A 17,582-nucleotide genomic window follows, 5' to 3' on the forward strand; every position below is an offset into this window, starting at 1 on the left:
TCGGTGGATCAGTCTTGCGAACCTTGTTCCCTGCACGAGGCCACTTCTACCGTGGAAGCCTGACGAACCGTTTCAACGGTCTGACTGACCATTCGGTTCCCACCCTCCACCTCGACCCGTTCGGTCCCGACCTCGACCATCTGGCCGTCCAGCGCGCGCAGCAGGCACTCGGCCCCGTTCTTGCTGTTCACCTCGAAGTCGATCCGGGCCGCGTCACCGGTGGGCGCGGTGACCGCCACCACCTGGTGGTACACGCCCCCGCTCAGCCCGGTGTAGTTCATGACGGAGAAGCCCCAGCCGACGCTGACGGCCACCGCGAAGAGCGTCGCGACGACGAAGAAGACGGGCCCGTTGCCGTGGCGCTTGCGTAGCGCGGGCGCGGTGTCGGCACTGTTCACGGCATCATCTTCCGGGGTCGCTGACATTGGGAATCTCCGAGCAAGGGGACGGTGTTGTCTAAGATATCCCCGACCTGACAGCCCCCCTACGCGGCCCGCACGTGAGTCGTCCACGCCGTGATCCGGGGTGGTGTCGGACAGCCGCGTGCAGTGGCCGTCGACCGAGCCAAGGAGAAGCCTTCGTTGTCCGAGCGTCTGCGGCTTATGGCCGTCCATGCCCATCCCGATGACGAGTCCAGCAAGGGTGCCGCCACGATGGCGCGCTACGCCCGTGAGGGCGCCGAAGTGCTGGTCGTCACCCTGACCGGTGGCGAACGCGGTGACATCCTCAACCCGGCCATGGAGCGCCCGGAGATCCGCGAGAACATCGCGGAGGTCCGCCGCGAGGAGATGAACCGCGCCCGCGAGATCCTCGGCGTCGAGCAGGAGTTCGCCGGGTTCGTCGACTCCGGTCTGCCCGAGGGCGACCCGCTGCCCCCGCTCCCCGAGGGCTGCTTCGCGACCCTTCCGGTGGAGGACGCCGCCGAGCCCCTGGTGGCCGCGATCCGCCGGTTCCGCCCCCACGTCATCCTGACCTACGACGAGAACGGCGGCTACCCGCACCCCGACCACATCATGACCCACAAGGTGTCGATGCACGCGTTCGACGCCGCCGCCGAGCCGAACGCCTACCCGGACGCCGGTGACCCCTGGCAGCCGCTCAAGCTGTACTACTTCGTCTCGTTCCCGCCCGAGCGGTTCGAGGCCCTGGCGAAGATCCTGGCCGAGCGCGGCCTGGACAACCCCTTCGAGGAGTGGATGGAGCGGATCAAGGACCGCGAGCGCCCGCGCTGGGAGATCACCACCCGCGTCGAGTGCAGCGAGTACTTCGACATCGCGCACGACGCCCTGCGCGCGCACGCCACCCAGATCGACCCGAACGGCTTCTGGTTCGCCGTGCCCAACGCGGTCGTGGCCGAGGCCTGGCCGACCGAGGACTACCACCTGGTCCGCTCACTCGTGGACACCGAGGTCCCCGAACAGGACCTCTTCGCGGGTGTCCGCGAGGCAATGAGAGTATGAGTGGCATGAACACCCTTCTCGCGTCCACCACGGTGCTCGCCCAGGACTTCGCGCTGAACAAGGACACCGTCACACCCGGTGTCCTGGGCTTCCTCGCGATCTTCGCGATCGGCGTGTGCCTGTACTTCCTGATGCGCAGCCTGGTCGGCAAGCTGCGCGGTGTCTCGGCCCGCGCCGAGTCCGAGGAGGCCGGGGAGACGACGGAGAAGGACGGTCAGGAGGCGACCTCCGGGGTGGAGGCCGCCGCCGGAGGGGCCTCCGGCGAGGACTCCTCGACCAGGGCCTGACCCCGGTCCCGCCCCCGCCGCGCACCCGCGGGGGCGGACTCGGCGGGCACGTCCCCGCACGGGGCAGTGCCTACCATGGGGGGATGCAGTCCGAGCCCTCCCGAAGCCCCTCCCTGCGTGACCGCGTCCACGACCAGCTCAGGTCGCGCATCATCGACCTCGAACTGCCTCCCGGGCACCGGATCACCGAGCGGGAGGCGTCGGCCGAGCTCGGCGTCTCGCGGGTGCCGCTGCGCGAGGCACTGCGCCTGCTGGAGGCGGAGGGGCTGGTGGTCCTGGTGCCCCGGCAGGGCGCCATGGTGGCCAGCTGGTCCCGTGAGGACATCGTCCGGCTGTTCGAGGTCCGCGAGGAGCTGGAGACGCTGGCCGCCCGCCTGGCGGCCACCCGGCGCACCGACGCCGACCTGCGCCGGATGCGCGCCCTCCTCGACGACGCCGAACACGCGTTGAAGGCGGACGACGAGTCGGCCACGGCAGCCGCCAACGCGGGCTTCCACCGGGCGGTGGTCGCCGCCTGCGGCAATCCCCTCCTCCAGCGCATGATGGCCCCGCTCGACTCCCGCGTGCAGTGGCTCTTCCACCTCACCAAGCACCGTGACACCCGCGAGCAGCGCGAGGAGCACGTGCGCCTGCTCGAACTGATCGAGGCCGGAGACGGGGACGGCGCCGCCGGTCTCTACCGAGCGCACATCGCGGCCGGGCTCGAACCCACGCTGGCCGTCGCCGACACGTGGGAGCGGTTCGACCCGGTGGACGTCACCCGCACCCGTACCCGGAGGTAGGCCCCGCGCCGTGTCGCGGGCCGACACCGCCCGAAGGGTGCACCCGTGCCGGGATTAGTGGTATACCGCTATTGCACGGAAGTGGACCCACGGAGAAGGCACCGATGACGCTCATCCTCACCCGTTCCGAACTCACCGGACTCGTCACGCCCCGCCAGGTGGCCGAGGCCGTGGAGACCGCCTTCACCGATCTGGCCCAGGGCCGGGCCGCGCAGCCGCACGCGGAACCCGCGCGCCTGCCCGGGGCCGACCCCCAGTTCGTCCCGATGGTCGGACTCCTCGGCGGCGAGGTGGCCGTGAGCAAGCTCCTCAGCGACATCCCCGGCAACCGCGGGCGCGGGCTCCCCACCCAGCAGTCGGTGGTGGTCCTGGCGGACGCCGAGACCGGCGCGCCCCTCGCGATCCTGGACGGTGCGGTCCCCACCCGCCTGCGCACGGCCGCCGCCACCCGCGTGGCCACCCGACACCTGGCCCGCCCGGACTGGGACACCCTGGGTGTCGTCGGCGCCGGACCGCTGGCCGCCGCCCACGTCGTCGCCCTTGCCGACGAACGCGACCTGGAACGGGTCCTGGTGTGGTCCCGCTCCGCCGCCACGGTCGAGACGCTCCGTCGCACGGTGGCCGAGGCGTGCCCCGGCCTGGAGGTGGTCGCCGCCGCCTCAGCCCGCGAGGTCGTGGCCGCCGCCGATGTGGTCTGCACGGTGACGCCCTCCCGGGAACCGCTGGTGGAGGGGGCCTGGCTGCGCCCCGGCCAGCACCTCAACGCGGTGGGATCTCCGCCCCGGAACGACCACCGCGAGGTGGACGCCGCCGTCCTCGGCGCCGCCCGGGACTCCGGTCTCCTCGTGGTGGACTCCACCCCGGCCGCCCTGCACGAGTCGGGCGACGTCGCGCACGCGGTGGCCGAGGGCGTGATCACCGCCGAGGACTGCGCCCTCGAACTCGCCCGGGTGGTCGGCGGCCAGCACCCCGGACGCACCTCGGACCGGCAGGTCAGCGTCTTCAACTCCGTGGGCATCGGGCTGGAGGACGCCGCCGTCGGCCGACTCCTGCTCGACGCCGCCCGCGAGCGTGGCCTGGGCACGGAGATCACCCTGTCCTCCTGAGGCGACGCGAGCGGGCCGCGCGCCCGGGGCGCGGAGTGGCACAGTGGAACCATGCCCAACCGCCTGAGCGACGCGACCAGCCCGTACCTGTTGCAGCACGCCGACAACCCCGTCGAGTGGTGGCCCTGGGGTGAGGAGGCCTTCGCGGAGGCCCGCCGCCGGGGCGTCCCCCTCCTCATCTCCGTGGGCTACGCGGCCTGCCACTGGTGCCACGTCATGGCCCACGAGTCCTTCGAGGACCCCGAGACCGCGAGCCGGATGAACGCGCTGTTCGTCAACGTCAAGGTCGACCGCGAGGAACGCCCCGACGTCGACGCCGTGTACATGGAGGCCACCCAGGCCATGACCGGCCAGGGCGGCTGGCCCATGACCGTGTTCGCCACTCCCGACGGCGCACCGTTCTACTGCGGTACCTACTTCCCCCGCGACCACTTCCAGCGCCTCCTCGAAGGCGTGGGCAACGCCTGGCGGGACCAGCGCTCCGACCTCCTCGACCAGGGGCGCCGCGTGGTGGAGGCGCTGGGCGCCCCGCGCCGCCTGGCCAGCTCCCCGCCGCCCACCGCCGAGGACCTGGACCTGGCCGTGCAGGCCCTGATCCGTGACTACGACGTCGTCAACGGCGGGTTCGGGGACGAACCCAAGTTCCCGCCGTCCATGCTGCTGTCCTTCCTCACCGCGCAGCACGAGCGCACCTTCCCGTTCCAGAGCTCCGACGAGCCCACGCCCGCCGCGCTCATGGCCGGGGGGACCGCCGAGGCCATGGCCCGGGGCGGCATGTACGACCAGATCGGCGGCGGCTTCGCCCGCTACACGGTGGACGGCGCGTGGGTGGTCCCGCACTTCGAGAAAATGCTCTACGACAACGCCCTGTTGCTGCGCGCGTACACCCGCCTGTCCCGGCGTCCGGTGGGCACCGACCCCGCGGCGAGGGCCGGCCGCGCGCTCATGCTCAGGGTGGTCCAGGAGACCGCCGACTGGATGCTGCGCGACCTGCGCACCCCCGAGGGCGGGTTCGCGTCGGCTCTGGACGCCGACAGCGAGGGTGAGGAGGGCACCTACTACGTGTGGTCCCCCGACCAGCTCACCGAGGTCCTGGGGGAGGAGGACGGAGCCTGGGCCGCCGAGCTGTTCGGCGTGACCCCGCAGGGCACCTTCGAGCACGGCACCTCGGTGCTCCAGCTCCGCGCGGACCCCGACGACCCCGAGCGCTACGACCGCGTCCGCTCCGCACTGCTCGGGGCCCGCGCGGACCGGGTCCCGCCCGCACGCGACGACAAGGTGGTCGCCGCGTGGAACGGGCTGGCGATCGCCGCGCTGGCCGAGGCGGGCGCCCTCCTGGAACGCCCCGACTGGATCCGGGCCGCCCGGGAGACGGCCGACCTCGTCCTCGGCGCCCACCTGGCCCACGGGCGGCTGGTGCGCACCTCGCGGGACGGCCGCCCCGGGCCCGGCGCCGGAGTGCTGGAGGACTACGCCGACCTGGCGGAGGGGCTGCTCGCACTGCACGGCGTGACCGGTGAGGCCCGCTACGTACGTGAGGCCGGGGGCCTGCTGGACACCGTCCTGGACCACTTCGGTGACGAGGAGGGCGGGTTCTTCGACACCGCCGACGACGCGGAGCGGCTGTTCAGCCGTCCGCAGGACCCCACGGACAACGCCACCCCCTCGGGCCGGTTCGCCGCCGCGTCCGCGCTGCTCTCGTACGCGGCCCTGACCGGCGGGGAGCGCTACCGGGCCGCCGCGGAGGGGGCCCTGAGCGTGGTCCCGCTGCTGGCCGAGAAGGCGCCGCGCTTCGCCGGTTGGGGCCTGGCGGCGGGGGAGGCCCTGTTGAGCGGGCCGCGTGCCGTCGCCGTGGTGGGCGAGCCGGGCGCACCGGAGACCGAGGAACTGGTGCGCACGGTGCTGCGGTCGGCGCCCCTGGGCACGGTGCTCTCCCGTGGGGACGGCGAGGACAGCGGGGGAGTGCCGCTCCTCGAACAGCGTGTACGCGTCGGGGGTCGGGCCACCGCCTATGTCTGCGAGGGCTTCGTCTGCAAACTCCCCGTCACCACTCCGGAGGAACTCAGGGCGCAGCTGACGATTTAGGTGATCGCCCGGCATTTGGTTGAAAAATAAACTTCATTCGCCCGAGGCACTCGGAGGGCACCCGTTCTTCGGGTGTCCTCCGAGGCGTTCGCAATGGTCGAACGGCAGGCCACGGCCACGGCGGAGCTTTTCTTTCGAGGAGTCGCGCCCGAAGGGAAAGGCCGGAGCCGGGTCAGAGGATTTCGATGCCCTCCACGATCTCGTCCACGACGTCGGGGCGGTAGTCCGGCTGACGGATTTCCAGGTACACCGTCTTGGGGGTGTCCGGCGGGTGCACGGCGACGGAGCTGAAGGCCCCGCTGCCGTTGCACTCGGTCCACTCCCAGACCAGGCCCTGCCAGTCACCGTCGTTGATCGCCCGCTCCTTGGGAGGTCCGGGGCACGGCTTGGTGTCGGCGACGGAGTCGAGGTTCGGGGCCCCCGGAACCACCGTCGCGTAGACCCCGTAGGAGGGGACGTCGGTGGAGTGCCAGTCGTCCACGTCCGTCGCGGCCAGCAGCCCGGGCCCGGCACCCGCCTCGGCGACGGAGTCGCGGGAGGCCTGGTCGGTGTGGAACTCGCGGGCCCACACCGAGGGCACCTTCACCCGGATCTCCAGGGCGGAGTCGCGCACGGTGGTCAGCACCATGCCCGGCGAGCCCAGGGAGGAGGTCACCCCGGCCAGAAGGAGACCGCAGGCCAGGACCAGGGCTCCCGCGCGCTGCCAGGGCATCCGGTAGCGCCGCCACCAGGAGGAGTCCTCGGGCACGTTGGGCGCCATACGGATGGCGCGGACCCGGTCGGTGAAGGTCTTCGCGTCGGCCGGGCGGCTCTCCCGGTCCACCGACAGCGCGGACAGGATGAGTTCGTCCAGGGCCGGAGGCAAACCTGGCCGAATCCGGCCAGGCGCGACCTTCACCGGCGGGCGGGACGGCGGCCGTCCGGTGATGAGCTCGTAGGCGACCGCGCCCAGGGAGTACACGTCGGAGCGGACGTCCAGGTCCCCGCCGGGGATGCTCTGCTCGGGGGACATGTACCCGGGCGTCCCGGCGGCGGCCGTGAAGCCGGAGGCCTCGTCGATCGCCTTCGCGAAGCCGAGGTCGGCCACCAGCACCCGCTGACCCACGGGGGAGGACTGGAGGAGCACGTTCGAGGGCTTGATGTCCCGGTGGATCGTGCCGTGGCCGTGCAGCACGGTGATGCCCTGGCCGATCTCCGTGAGCAGCCGCAGCGCCTCGTCCAGGGGCAGCTGACCTCGGTGGACGAGGTCGGCGACGCTGCCCTGGTCGGCGTAGGTCATCACCATGTACGGGCGTCCGTCGGGCAGCACGTCGACGTCGTGCACGGCCACCAGCCACGTGGAGTCGGTCTGGCGCAGGATGCGCGCCTCCTCCAGGAACCGGTGCTGGATGTCCATCTGGTGCGCCCAGTTCTCGGCGAGTACCTTGATGGCCACCGGGTAGTTCAGGAGATCGTCCTGCGCCAGCCACACCGTGGCGAAGGAACCGGAACCCAGGCGCCTGATGACGCGGTAACGTCCGAAGGCCTCCGGTTGGCTCATCTTCGCCTCGGTCTGTCGGGGGTGAATACGCGGTCGTTGCCCACTAATACACCATCTGCGCCTTCACGTTGACTTCCGTGGATATGATCCCCTCCCCCGGGTATCGTCGACGCCTTCGGGGCATGGAGACTGGAGGTGCCCTTCGAGTTCCGTGCGCCGTGTGCACCGGGGCGGAGATCATCAGGATTCGCGAGGCGGGAGCCGAGCGGCGCTCATAGACGTCCCATTGACGTGTGACCCTCTCACGAGTGGGCGCGTACGCCCTCGTACGGACGATCGGACGTCTGTCGCAAGCCAGGAAGAGAATGAGCCATGCACAGTAGTGACAACTCGGAGAACGAGGAGACCCCCACCCCCCGACGTCGGGTGGCCAGCAACGTCGACGAGGAGCTGGAGGAGCTCGCGCGCCGCGCCAAGCACGGCGACGCCGTGGCCCTGGACGACCTCCTGCGCCGCATCCAGCCCGAGGTGCTGCGCCGCTGCGCCCGGTTCCTTCCCTACCGCCAGGACGCCGAGGAGGCCTGCCAGGACGCGCTCCTGCGGGTCGCCCGCAAGATCGACAGCTTCAAGGGCGACTCCCTCTTCACCACGTGGCTCTACACCGTGGTGTCCAACTCCGCCCGTCAGACCTACCGCTCCATGAAGCGCCGGTCGGCCGAGTTCCCCACCGAGGCCGAGCGCATGCCGCACCAGCGGGACCCGCGCACCACCAGCGTCATCGCGGGTTCGCGGATCGACCTGCTGGAGGCACTGGACCAGCTGGAGAAGGACCGTCCCAACCTGGTCGCGCCCCTCGTTCTCCGCGACCTGTGCCAGATGGACTACAACGAGATCGCCTCCGAACTGAACCTCGCCCTCGGCACGGTGAAGTCCCGCATCCACCAGGGCCGCAAACACGTGCGCAAATCGCTCGCCGTGACGTGACGCCCACGGGCGAACTACTCTGGAGGAATCCCCGTCGGCACATCCGTCACAGGAGTGCGCCGTCCCAAGATCCAGCTCTGAGAGGTTTCGCCAATGGGGCTCCGTGACCCCCTGTACTGGCTGTACGAGCGGCGTCTCGAACGCGGCCTGACCAGCCAGGAGATTCCCAGGCACGTCGGTGTGGCCATGGACGGCAACCGGCGCTGGGCCAAGAGCAGCGGTCTCCCGGGCGCCGAGCAAGGTCACCAGGCCGGGGCGAACAAGATCTTCGAGGTGCTCGGCTGGTGCAACGAGATCGGTGTGCAGGTCGTCACGTTGTGGATGCTGTCCACGGACAACCTCACCCGTGACGAGACCGAGCTCGGTCCCCTCGTGCGCATCATCGAGGAGACCATCGCCCGGCTGCGCCAGGAGGGGTGGAACACGCGCCCCGTGGGAGCGCTCGACGTGCTGCCCGATTCCACCGCCCGTGCCCTGAAAGAGGCGGAAGAGGCCACATCCGGCAACCCCGGGCTGGTTGTCAACGTCGCCGTCGGGTATGGAGGTAGACGTGAGATCGCTGATGCGGTTCGGTCCCTCCTCCAGGAGGAGGCGGCCAAGGGCACCGGTATCCAGGAGCTGGCAGAGCGCCTGGACATCGAGGACATCGCTCGGCATCTCTACACGCGCGGACAACCCGATCCGGATCTGCTCATCCGCACCTCGGGTGAGCAGCGCCTGTCGGGTTTCATGCTCTGGCAGAGCGTGCACTCGGAGTTCTACTTCTGCGAGGTCTTCTGGCCCGCCTTCCGCAGAGTGGACTTCCTGCGCGCGCTGCGTGCCTACGGCGCGCGCAACCGGCGCTTCGGCTCCTGATCCCCGCACCCTCGTCTCCACCCGCCCCCGTTCCGCGGGGCGCGCCGTGTCTGTCCACGGCGGGTCCGTAACGCGGAGTTCACCGGATGGTGGGCACGGGACCTGGAAAACGGGCTCTCGGCCGCGTAGCGTCGACAACAGCGGATGGCGTTCGTCCATCCGTTCGGGAGGCCCCGTCTCGTTGATCTTCTCCGCTCCGGCGGGATGTCGAAGAGGAGGGCCGGACCCGGCCCTCGTGGGCCTGGTCCCGGTCCTCCATGATCCCGTGACAGCAGGGCGCCCACGTGGTGCCCAAGGGGAGAACGAGTGGCTAGTTCCTCGACCGATCACCGCGACACCCAGTCCCCCGCCGCCCCTGGAACGGGGGCGGGAGAGGGCACGCGCGTCTACGTGCTCGACACCAGTGTCCTGCTCGCCGACCCGATGGCCATGGCCCGGTTCGCCGAACACGAGGTCGTCATCCCCGTGGTGGTGATCACCGAACTGGAGAGCAAGCGTCACCATCCGGAACTCGGGTACTTCGCTCGCAACGCCCTGCGTCGGCTGGACGACCTGAGGGTCGCCCACGGACGCCTGGACGTGGCCGTCCCGGTGAACGACGTGGGCGGCACGCTGCGGGTGGAGCTCAACCACAGCGACCCGACGATCCTGCCCGCGGGTTTCCGGCTCGGTGACAACGACACCCGTATCCTCACGGTGGCCCGCAACCTCCAGGCCGAGCGTGCGGACGAGAACTCCGTCATGTTGGTGAGCAAGGATCTGCCGATGCGGATCAAGGCCTCCTCGATCGGTCTCCCGGCCGACGAGTACCGGGCCGAGCTCGCCATCGAGCACGGGTGGACCGGGATGGCGGAGCTGGACGTGCCCGCCCACAACATCGGCGAACTGTTCTCCGCCGGTGAGAGCGAGATCGAGCAGGCCATGGACCTGCCCTGTCACACCGGCCTGGTCCTGGTCTCCGAGCAGGGCAAGGCGTTGGGACGGGTGCAGGCCGACAAGTCGGTGAAGGTGGTGCGCGGGGACCGGGACGTGTTCGGTCTGAAGGGGCGCAGCGCGGAACAGCGGGTCGCCCTCGACCTGCTCACCGACCCGGACGTCGGCATCGTCTCCCTGGGCGGTCGCGCGGGCACCGGGAAGTCGGCGCTGGCGCTGTGCGCCGGTCTGGAGGCCGTCCTGGAGCGCGCCCAGCACCGCAAGGTGATGGTGTTCCGCCCGCTGTACGCGGTGGGCGGCCAGGAGCTCGGCTACCTGCCGGGGACCGAGAACGACAAGATGACGCCCTGGGGCCAGGCGGTGCACGACACCCTGTCCGCCGTGACCAGTGAGGACGTGATCGAGGAGATCGTGGACCGGGGGATGCTGGAGGTCCTGCCGCTCACGCACATCCGGGGCCGTTCGCTGCACGACGCCTTCGTGATCGTCGACGAGGCGCAGTCGCTGGAACGCAACGTGCTGCTGACCGTGCTGTCCCGGCTGGGGGAGAACTCGCGGGTGGTGCTCACCCATGACATCGCCCAGCGGGACAACCTGCGGGTGGGCCGCCACGACGGGGTTGTCGCGGTGATCGAGAAGCTCAAGGGCCACCCGCTGTTCGCGCACGTGACCCTGAACCGCTCCGAGCGCTCACCCATCGCCGCCCTCGTCACCGAGATGCTGGAGGCCTAGCACGCGTGCGCCCGCCCCACGACCCGTGGGGCGGGCGCACCCGTCCGTGCGGCGCCGCTACCGAAGGCGGGAGAGGTACCGGCCGACCCGCCTGAGGCGGGCGAGGCTGGCCTCGTAGCGGGCGCCCACGAGCAGCAACGCCGCGCCGATCACGGCGAAGGGCAGCCAGTTGGGGGCCAGCTGGCCCCACTCCCACAGCGGCGGCCCGAAGGCCCGCAGCGACGTGACGAGCAGCGCGAGGCCGCCCAGGACCAAAGCCGCGAGCAGACGCCCACGCAGCCCCCACACGGTGACGGCCAGACCCACGACCAGTACGGCCGGGAGCCGCCAGACCATGGCGTCCGCCGTCAGGACCTCCCACACGGTCGGCCCGAGGAGCAGCGCCAGCCCGCCGCCGTAGGCCAGCCAGCTCGACGGAACCTCGGTGGCCCGGCGCGACCACTCCCAGCCGATCACCAGGAAGGCGAGCGCGGGCGGGACCGTGTAGGCCTCCGGAACGGTGACCTCCCACGAGGCCAGGGCGGTCCACAGGGCCAGGAACATCAGCACGGCTCCGACACCCGCGTACCACCGGCGGTTCGGGCGGACGGCGCTGGCCAGGCTGATCACCCCGACCACCGCCAGGGCCGTGGCCACCAGTTCCGGGCGCCCGCCGTGCAGGACAGAGAGCAGCAGGGTGACCCCGGCCCACGCGGTGGCGGGAACCTCGGCCGCCGTCACCAGTGGTTCGCGCAGACGCGGGGCGACCGTCGCCACGGCGGCGACCACGGCGAGCGGCGCGAGCACCGCGTACTCGATCGGAGCGCCCAGGGCCAGCGGCAGCGCGAGGGCGAAACCACCGGTGGCCGCCGTGCCCACCGAGGTGGAGGCGATCGCCACGAACCTGGTCCGGGCGAGCGCGGTGACCACGGACAGGACCGCGGCCGACGCCATCAGGACCGCCACGGTGGTGTGGCGCTCCGAGAGCGCCCAGCTCAGCCCGAGAGCCAGCGAGAACAGGCCGCTCGCCCACGGGATCCAGGCGACCCGGCCCTCGCGCAGCAGCGCGGACCCGGCGAGCAGCAGGGCGCCGACCAGGAGGGTCCACGGCAGGGCCACCAGGAAGGGCAGGCCCAGCGCCACCGGCAGCGGCAGCAGGGTGAGGGGCGCCACCAGAGCACCGACCGGGACCAGCAGCGTCCGGTCCACGAGGCGGACCGTGACCAGGGCCAGCGCCCCGGCCGTGAGCAGCCCCACGGCGACGGTGAGCGCGCCCCGGGCGTCGTCCGGTCCGGACAGGCCCACGAACACGTGGGCGGGCTCCAGCAGGGCGGAGAGCGGCGCCCCTCCGACGGGGTGGGACCGGGAGAACAGGGCCAGCGCCGGGAGCCCGCGCGGGCCCGCCAGCAACGGGACCAGCGCCAGCAGCAGCACGCCCACAACACCGAAGGAGAACGGGGAGAGGGGCCGCTCCCGCCCCGTCGGCCGCTCCCGCCGCTCGCGGTCCGTGCGGCCCAGTACCAGCGCGGTCGCGCCCAGCACGAGGGTGGCGGCGGCCAGCAGCCACGCGGACGGCTGGTCGGAGGTTCCCACCACGGCGAAGGCGACGAGGAGACCGAGGCCGGTCGTGAGGGCGAGGGCCCACGCGGTCAGGGTCAGCCGGTGCACGAGCCGTTCGGGGGAGTCCGGTACGCGGGGGTCCAGGCGGTGCCGCAGCCGCGCGGAGACCAGCGCGGTGAGGGCGAGCAGCACCAGGACGACCAGCGCGGCGTACTGCTGAGGGAGCGCCCAGCCGAGCCCGAGGAGCATCGTGGCCAGACCGCTCACCCCGGGAAGCCAGGCGAGCGAGGACCGGAGCCGGTGGGTCCAGAGGAACAGGGCCGCGCCGACCAGCGCCGTCCACACCACCGCGACGAGGAAGGGCGCCCCCAGCAGCACCGGCAGCGGGACCAGGGTCGGTGGCGCGACCAGCGCGGCACCGGCCGGGAAGCGGTGCCGGTCGATGACGGCCACCAGCCCCGCCACCAGGGCACCGGCCACCAGCACGCCCAGAGTCGCGAGGAGACCGGCCTGAGCGGGCACCCCGAGCACCACGTGCGCCGGAGCCCACAGGGCGTGGGACGGGGCCGACAACGGCACCGTGGCGGGAAGCAGGGGCGGTGCCGGGACGTTCCCGGGCAGCGCCAGCAGAGGGGCCGAGGACAGCAGCGCCAGACCCACCACGCCGAACAGCCGACGCGGGTCGGAGCGCACGTCCCCGCCGCTCCCGGACGGAGCCGGAGGCAGGACCCGGCCCAGCGTCAGGGCGGTCGCTCCCGAGAGCAGGGCGGCGGCGGTCAGCAGCCACCAGTGGGCCTGGACCGTGCCGTCCGCGCCCCGGTTCCCGAGCAGGAAGGCGACACCGACCACCAGGGCCAGGGCCCACAGCAGGATGCCGCCCATGAAGAGCGTCGCCGCCCGGCCGCCCGGTTCGTGCCGGGTCCCGTCGGCGGAGAACCGGCGGGCCCCGATCGCGCAGACCAGTGCGGTGGCGGCCAGCATCAGCACGGCCGCCAGGGTCGTGTACCGCTCGGGCAGCGCCCAGACCAGGCCGGTGACCAGCGTGAGCGTCCCGCTCACCACCGGGACCGCGCCGGTCCACCGACCCAGGAGCGCGGAGCCCAGCACCAGGGCGCCACCGGCCAGGAGAGCCCACACCACCGCCACGACCTGGGGCAGTCCGAAGAGCAGCGGGAGCGCCAGCAGGATGGCCGGGGCGACGAGGGAGAGGACGACCGGCAGGGCGGAGCGGCGCAGCGTCCACACCGCCCCCACGGCCAGCCCGGCGGCGACCAGGATCCCGGCCAGGTAGACGAGGTTCAGCGGGGGGAGGGTGCTCGCCTGCTCCAGCTGGAGCAGTTCCAGCGCGGGAAGCGTCATCGCGGACGGTTCGAGGCTCCACGGCAGGGTGGTCAGGCGGGGCAGCACCGGGAGGTGCGGTGGACCGGCCACGAGCGGAGCCAGGGCCAGGGCACCCAGACCGACCACCGCGAACCCGGACCAGCCCCCCGGGCTGGTTGCGCCCAGGCGCCAGCGGTCGAGCAGCAGACCGACGACCCCGGCCAGGAGCAGGGCGGTCGCCATCGACCACCAGCCCAGCGGGTCGTGTCCGGAGGAGTAGGTGACGGCCGCGAGGACGGCCACAACGGTCACGGCCAGGGTGAGAACCCACAGGGTCACGGCGGAGGCCCGCAGCGTACGGACCGGGACACCGGGGCGTGGCTCACCGAGGACCCGTACGGCCACGAGGTCGGCGAGCGCGGTCGCGGCGACCACCACCATCAGCCAGCCGGGGTTGCCGTCGCTGGGCAGCGAGACCACCAGCAGCACCGGCACCGGCTGCGCGAACAGTGCCGCCAGCACGCGGGGCGAACGGAGCGGCACCAGCGCGGGGTAGAGCAGCAGGAGCGCGCTCATGATCGCGAGCGCGGCGGCGGTGTACCCCGGACCGTTGCTGATCTGGTCGCTCAGCAGCCAGAGCGCGAGCGCGTCGACGCAGAGCAGCCCGGCCGCCACTGATCCGAAGGTCTCGGCGGTGGCGCGCAGCCCGCGCCGGTGCAGCGGCAGGGCCAGCCCGGCGAAGGTCAGGGTGGTCAGACCGAGCACGCCGGCGCGGGTGCCGGTGCTCATGTCGCTCCAGGTCCAGATGGCGAAGACCAGGGCGGCGACGCCGATGAGGAGGCCGCCGAGGCCGAGGATGACGTTCTGGGCCGAACGCTGGCTCACCTCGGCGGTCCGCGCGGGCCCCGGGGCGGACGGCTGGCGGGCGGAGGGAGGCCCGACCGACGCGGGGGCTGGAGGAACCGGCACGGGTCTCGCGCGGTGGGCCGGTTCCGCGGACTCCCGTCGAAGACGGCCCAGGACGTGGGGGCGTTCCTGGGAGAGCGCCCGCTCCCGTCCGCGCAGCGTCTCCAGTTCCGTGTCGATCCACCACAGGCGCTGCGCCGTAGGCCCGACGAGGCTGAGCCCGCAGCGCGGGCACGCCCGGCCGGAGGGGCCGAGGGGAACGGCGCAGTCGGGGCAGTGACGGGGCGCGCCGGAGGCTGGCTGGGGGAGTCCATGGGCGTTCATACCGGCCATGCTCCTCGCGGACCCGGCGCGGCGCATCCGTACGGGTACTCAGTCGACGGCGCGCGGTCCCCGGGCACTCGGTGACCTCGGTCTCCCCCGGGCTGTGGCGGAGACGAGTGACACAGGCCGGGGGCAGCGAGTCGGCCCTGACTCTTTGTGTTCCCTTGCAGGTCAGAGGCGCGCAAACTCCGCACATTCCGTGATGTGAGTCAGGACACGGTAAAACTGGCGTTACTTCACCGTGACGATGATGCAGGCTGAGTGCGCTGCACCGAGAACCCCCTCCCGTGTGGGAGCCCCTCTCCGTGGACGGTCGAACGGCGACTCCGTCCCCTCCACGGCGGACACGACGGGCCACGCGGTCCCACGGCGGCGACCCACACCACGCGAGATCCCACTCCAGGACACGCGTGCGTCAACGTGAAAGGGCGATCTTGATAGTCAACCGGATCTCGCTGCGCCAGATGAGCGCGGTCGGAGCCGCGGCACTGGTCGCGGGCGGCATGTTCACCGTCTCGGCCTTCGCGCGGACCGGCGACCTCGACCCCGGACAGGCCGCTTCGGCGGCGACCCCCCTGGAACGGCCCGAGCCGCCGCAGGAGGAGTTCTTCGCGAGCCCTCCCGCCGTCGACGACGACGAGCGCGAGAGCCAGCGCGAGCAGGGCCGGGGCGACGTGCGGGCCGCGGCCGAGCGGGCCGTCCAGTCCGCCAGCGGCACCGGCGCGGAGATCGCCGAGCCCGAGCCCGAACCCGAGGAGGAGACCCCCGACCCCGGTTCCTCCGCGGGTTCCGGTTCGTCCGGAAATCCCGCACCCGCCACCCCGGTCCCGGCGGGCTCCGCCAAGGAGATCGCGCTCCAGATGGTCCTCGACCAGGGCTGGGACGCCGACCAGTTCCACAGCTGCCTCGAACCCCTGTGGGAGAAGGAGAGCAACTGGAACCACACGGCGGAGAACTCCAGCTCCGGGGCCTACGGCATCCCGCAGTCGCTCCCCGGCGACAAGATGGCCTCCCACGGCTCGGACTGGCGTACCAACCCCGCCACCCAGATCTCGTGGGGCCTGAGCTACATCAAGGACCGCTACGGGAACCCGTGCGGCGCCTGGTCCCACTCGCAGGCCAACAACTGGTATTAATAGGTTTTTCCCTGCCATTAACCCCCTTTTGGGAAAGGCAATCGTGCTACTCAACCGAATGTCGCTGCGTAGTACCGCGGCGGTCGGTGCGGCGACCCTGGTCGCCGGTGCGACGTTCGCCGTCTCCGCGTTCGCGGACGACGGTGTGGACCCGGACGTGGCGGCCAGCGCCGCCGTGCCGAGGTCCGAGGAACCCGCGGCCGACACCGAGACCGAGGGCGACGAGTTCTTCGCCGCCTCGGAACAGTTGACAGAGGACGAACTCCTGGAGCTCCGCGAGCAAGCGCTGAGCCAGAGGGACGCCGCCAACGGCCAGGGGGTGCAGTCCACCCAGGCCAGCGGCAGCGACATCGAGGAGGAAGAGGAAGAGGAAGAGGAGGAAGCGGACGAGGAGCCGGTCTTCTCCGGCGACCCCAAGGGCATCGCCCGCCAGATGGTCGCCGCCGAGGGCTGGGGCGCCGACCAGTTCGACAGTTGCCTGGAGCCCCTGTGGGAGAAGGAGAGCAACTGGAACTACCAGGCGCAGAACCCCAGCTCCGGCGCCTACGGCATCCCGCAGTCGCTCCCCGGCGACAAGATGGCCTCCCACGGCTCGGACTGGCGTACCAACCCCGCCACCCAGATCTCGTGGGGCCTGAGCTACATCAAGGACCGCTACGGCACCCCCTGCGACGCCTGGGCGCACTCCCAGTCCGTCGGCTGGTACTGATCCGGCACCCGTTCGGCCCCCCCGAATCCCCCGAACGAGGACGGCCCCGCGCACCCGTGCGCGGGGCCGTTCCCCTGTCCGCGCCCCGTCAGTCCAGCAGCATCCCCCGAACCCGGTCGAGGTCCGTCCGGGCGACCCCCGCCTCCAGAAGCAGGGTCCGTGCGTCGAGGTCCCCGAGGACGTCGAGGACACTGCCGCGGAGTGTGAGCCCGCGCGCGGCCAGCAGTGACGCGATCACCGGAGCCTGGTCGGCCTGGCCCAAGGCGGCGAAGAGCGGACCGAGGGCGTCGGTGGAGAGCGCGTAGTCGTCGGCGATCGCCTCGGGCTCGACCTCCGCCAGGGAGAGCAGCAGCAGGGAGACCAGACCGGTGCGGTCACGCCCCGCACCGCAGTGGAAGAGGACGCCCCCGGGCCCGGACCGGGCCAGCGCGGTGACCACCGCCGCGCACCGGTCCGCCTTGCGGTCGAGGAAGGGCCGGAAGTAGAGGGGGCTCCCGTTCAGCCCTCCGTGGTTCACCTCCCGCCAGAACACGACGTCCTCCACGTCGTCCATGGGTACCTCGACGCGTCGCGTCTCCGGTGGGGGAGGGGTCGCGTCCGTGGGCGCCGTGAAGGAGGCGGACCCGCCCGCCCTGGTCGCGCCCTCACCCCGGACCGGTCGGATCTCGTCCGGGTTGCGCAGGTCCACGACGGTGCGGACACCGGCGTCGTGGGCGGCCCGCCAACCCTCGGCGGTGACGAAGCGCAGGTCAGCGGATCTGACGAAGGCTCCGTGACGGGTGGTGCGGCCGTGGCGGGTGGGGAGGCCGCCGAGGTCCCGGGTGTTGAAGAACCCTTCCCAGGTGATCCGTCTGTCGTCGCTCATGGGCCCAGGGTGCCATCCCGGCCCGAGGCCCGCCCGAGCACGGGAACGGCCCCGCGCACCCGTGCGCGGGGCCGTTCCC

General features: G+C 72.0%; 14 protein-coding genes. 10 read left to right on the top strand and 4 right to left on the bottom strand.

The genetic code is table 11. The annotated features are described in order from the left end of the window. Nucleotides 1-8: 8 nt before the first annotated feature. Nucleotides 9-425 (bottom strand): DUF4307 domain-containing protein, encoded by a 417-nt coding sequence (locus ACRWK8_RS18955; RefSeq protein WP_378745424.1) that lies wholly within the window; start codon nucleotides 423-425, stop codon nucleotides 9-11. A 156-nt stretch (nucleotides 426-581) separates the two neighbouring features. On the opposite strand from ACRWK8_RS18955, the gene mca reads away from it, so the two are divergent. From mca to ACRWK8_RS18980, 5 genes are all read left to right on the top strand, one after another. Beyond that, nucleotides 582-1,460, top strand: a complete 879-nt coding sequence (mca, locus tag ACRWK8_RS18960) for a mycothiol conjugate amidase Mca (protein WP_378745431.1) — start codon at nucleotides 582-584, stop codon at nucleotides 1,458-1,460. Between the two features lie 5 nt (nucleotides 1,461-1,465). After that, on the top strand, nucleotides 1,466-1,747 hold the full coding sequence (locus tag ACRWK8_RS18965) for a hypothetical protein (RefSeq protein WP_378745437.1): 282 nt from the start codon (nucleotides 1,466-1,468) through the stop codon (nucleotides 1,745-1,747). An 83-nt stretch (nucleotides 1,748-1,830) separates the two neighbouring features. Then, nucleotides 1,831-2,529, top strand: coding sequence for a GntR family transcriptional regulator (locus ACRWK8_RS18970; RefSeq protein ID WP_378745443.1), 699 nt, complete (start codon nucleotides 1,831-1,833; stop codon nucleotides 2,527-2,529). Between the two features lie 104 nt (nucleotides 2,530-2,633). After that, complete coding sequence (locus ACRWK8_RS18975; RefSeq protein ID WP_431871904.1) at nucleotides 2,634-3,635, top strand: ornithine cyclodeaminase family protein; 1,002 nt, start codon at nucleotides 2,634-2,636, stop codon at nucleotides 3,633-3,635. A 51-nt stretch (nucleotides 3,636-3,686) separates the two neighbouring features. Then, a complete protein-coding gene (locus tag ACRWK8_RS18980) occupies nucleotides 3,687-5,720 on the top strand; it encodes a thioredoxin domain-containing protein (protein ID WP_431871906.1) in 2,034 nt (677 codons plus the stop codon). 172 nt (nucleotides 5,721-5,892) lie between these two features. On the opposite strand, the gene ACRWK8_RS18985 is transcribed toward ACRWK8_RS18980, so the two are convergent. Further along, nucleotides 5,893-7,260: a serine/threonine-protein kinase gene (locus tag ACRWK8_RS18985; protein WP_378745470.1), complete on the bottom strand. Its 1,368-nt coding sequence runs from the start codon at nucleotides 7,258-7,260 to the stop codon at nucleotides 5,893-5,895. Between the two features lie 312 nt (nucleotides 7,261-7,572). Between ACRWK8_RS18985 and ACRWK8_RS18990 the strand changes: the two genes are divergently transcribed. The 3 genes from ACRWK8_RS18990 to phoH2 all read left to right on the top strand — a co-directional run bounded on the left by ACRWK8_RS18990 (nucleotide 7,573) and on the right by phoH2 (nucleotide 10,704). Then, complete coding sequence (locus tag ACRWK8_RS18990; RefSeq protein WP_378745480.1) at nucleotides 7,573-8,184, top strand: RNA polymerase sigma factor; 612 nt, start codon at nucleotides 7,573-7,575, stop codon at nucleotides 8,182-8,184. Between the two features lie 93 nt (nucleotides 8,185-8,277). Then, nucleotides 8,278-9,039, top strand: a complete 762-nt coding sequence (locus ACRWK8_RS18995; protein WP_378745485.1) for an isoprenyl transferase — start codon at nucleotides 8,278-8,280, stop codon at nucleotides 9,037-9,039. Nucleotides 9,040-9,345: 306 nt separating this feature from the next. After that, nucleotides 9,346-10,704, top strand: a complete 1,359-nt coding sequence (gene phoH2 / locus ACRWK8_RS19000) for an RNA 5'-3' helicase PhoH2 (RefSeq protein WP_378745490.1) — start codon at nucleotides 9,346-9,348, stop codon at nucleotides 10,702-10,704. A gap of 57 nt (nucleotides 10,705-10,761) precedes the next feature. Here the strand turns inward: phoH2 and ACRWK8_RS19005 are convergent, their stop codons facing one another. Beyond that, on the bottom strand, nucleotides 10,762-14,793 hold the full coding sequence (locus tag ACRWK8_RS19005; protein WP_431871909.1) for a DUF2157 domain-containing protein: 4,032 nt from the start codon (nucleotides 14,791-14,793) through the stop codon (nucleotides 10,762-10,764). Between the two features lie 434 nt (nucleotides 14,794-15,227). Here ACRWK8_RS19005 and ACRWK8_RS19010 point away from each other — a divergent pair, with 434 nt between their 5' ends. Beyond that, nucleotides 15,228-15,929, top strand: a complete 702-nt coding sequence (locus tag ACRWK8_RS19010; RefSeq protein ID WP_431871911.1) for an aggregation-promoting factor C-terminal-like domain-containing protein — start codon at nucleotides 15,228-15,230, stop codon at nucleotides 15,927-15,929. Between the two features lie 58 nt (nucleotides 15,930-15,987). Beyond that, nucleotides 15,988-16,638: an aggregation-promoting factor C-terminal-like domain-containing protein gene (locus ACRWK8_RS19015; RefSeq protein ID WP_378745504.1), complete on the top strand. Its 651-nt coding sequence runs from the start codon at nucleotides 15,988-15,990 to the stop codon at nucleotides 16,636-16,638. A gap of 88 nt (nucleotides 16,639-16,726) precedes the next feature. Here the strand turns inward: ACRWK8_RS19015 and ACRWK8_RS19020 are convergent, their stop codons facing one another. Further along, nucleotides 16,727-17,503 carry a tyrosine-protein phosphatase gene (locus ACRWK8_RS19020; RefSeq protein ID WP_431871913.1) on the bottom strand — a complete coding sequence of 259 codons (777 nt, stop codon included), beginning with the start codon at nucleotides 17,501-17,503 and terminating at the stop codon, nucleotides 16,727-16,729. Nucleotides 17,504-17,582: the final 79 nt, after the last annotated feature.

Origin of the sequence: Nocardiopsis eucommiae, assembly GCF_965344335.1 — a bacterium.
In the GTDB taxonomy this organism is placed as follows: domain Bacteria; phylum Actinomycetota; class Actinomycetes; order Streptosporangiales; family Streptosporangiaceae; genus Nocardiopsis; species Nocardiopsis eucommiae.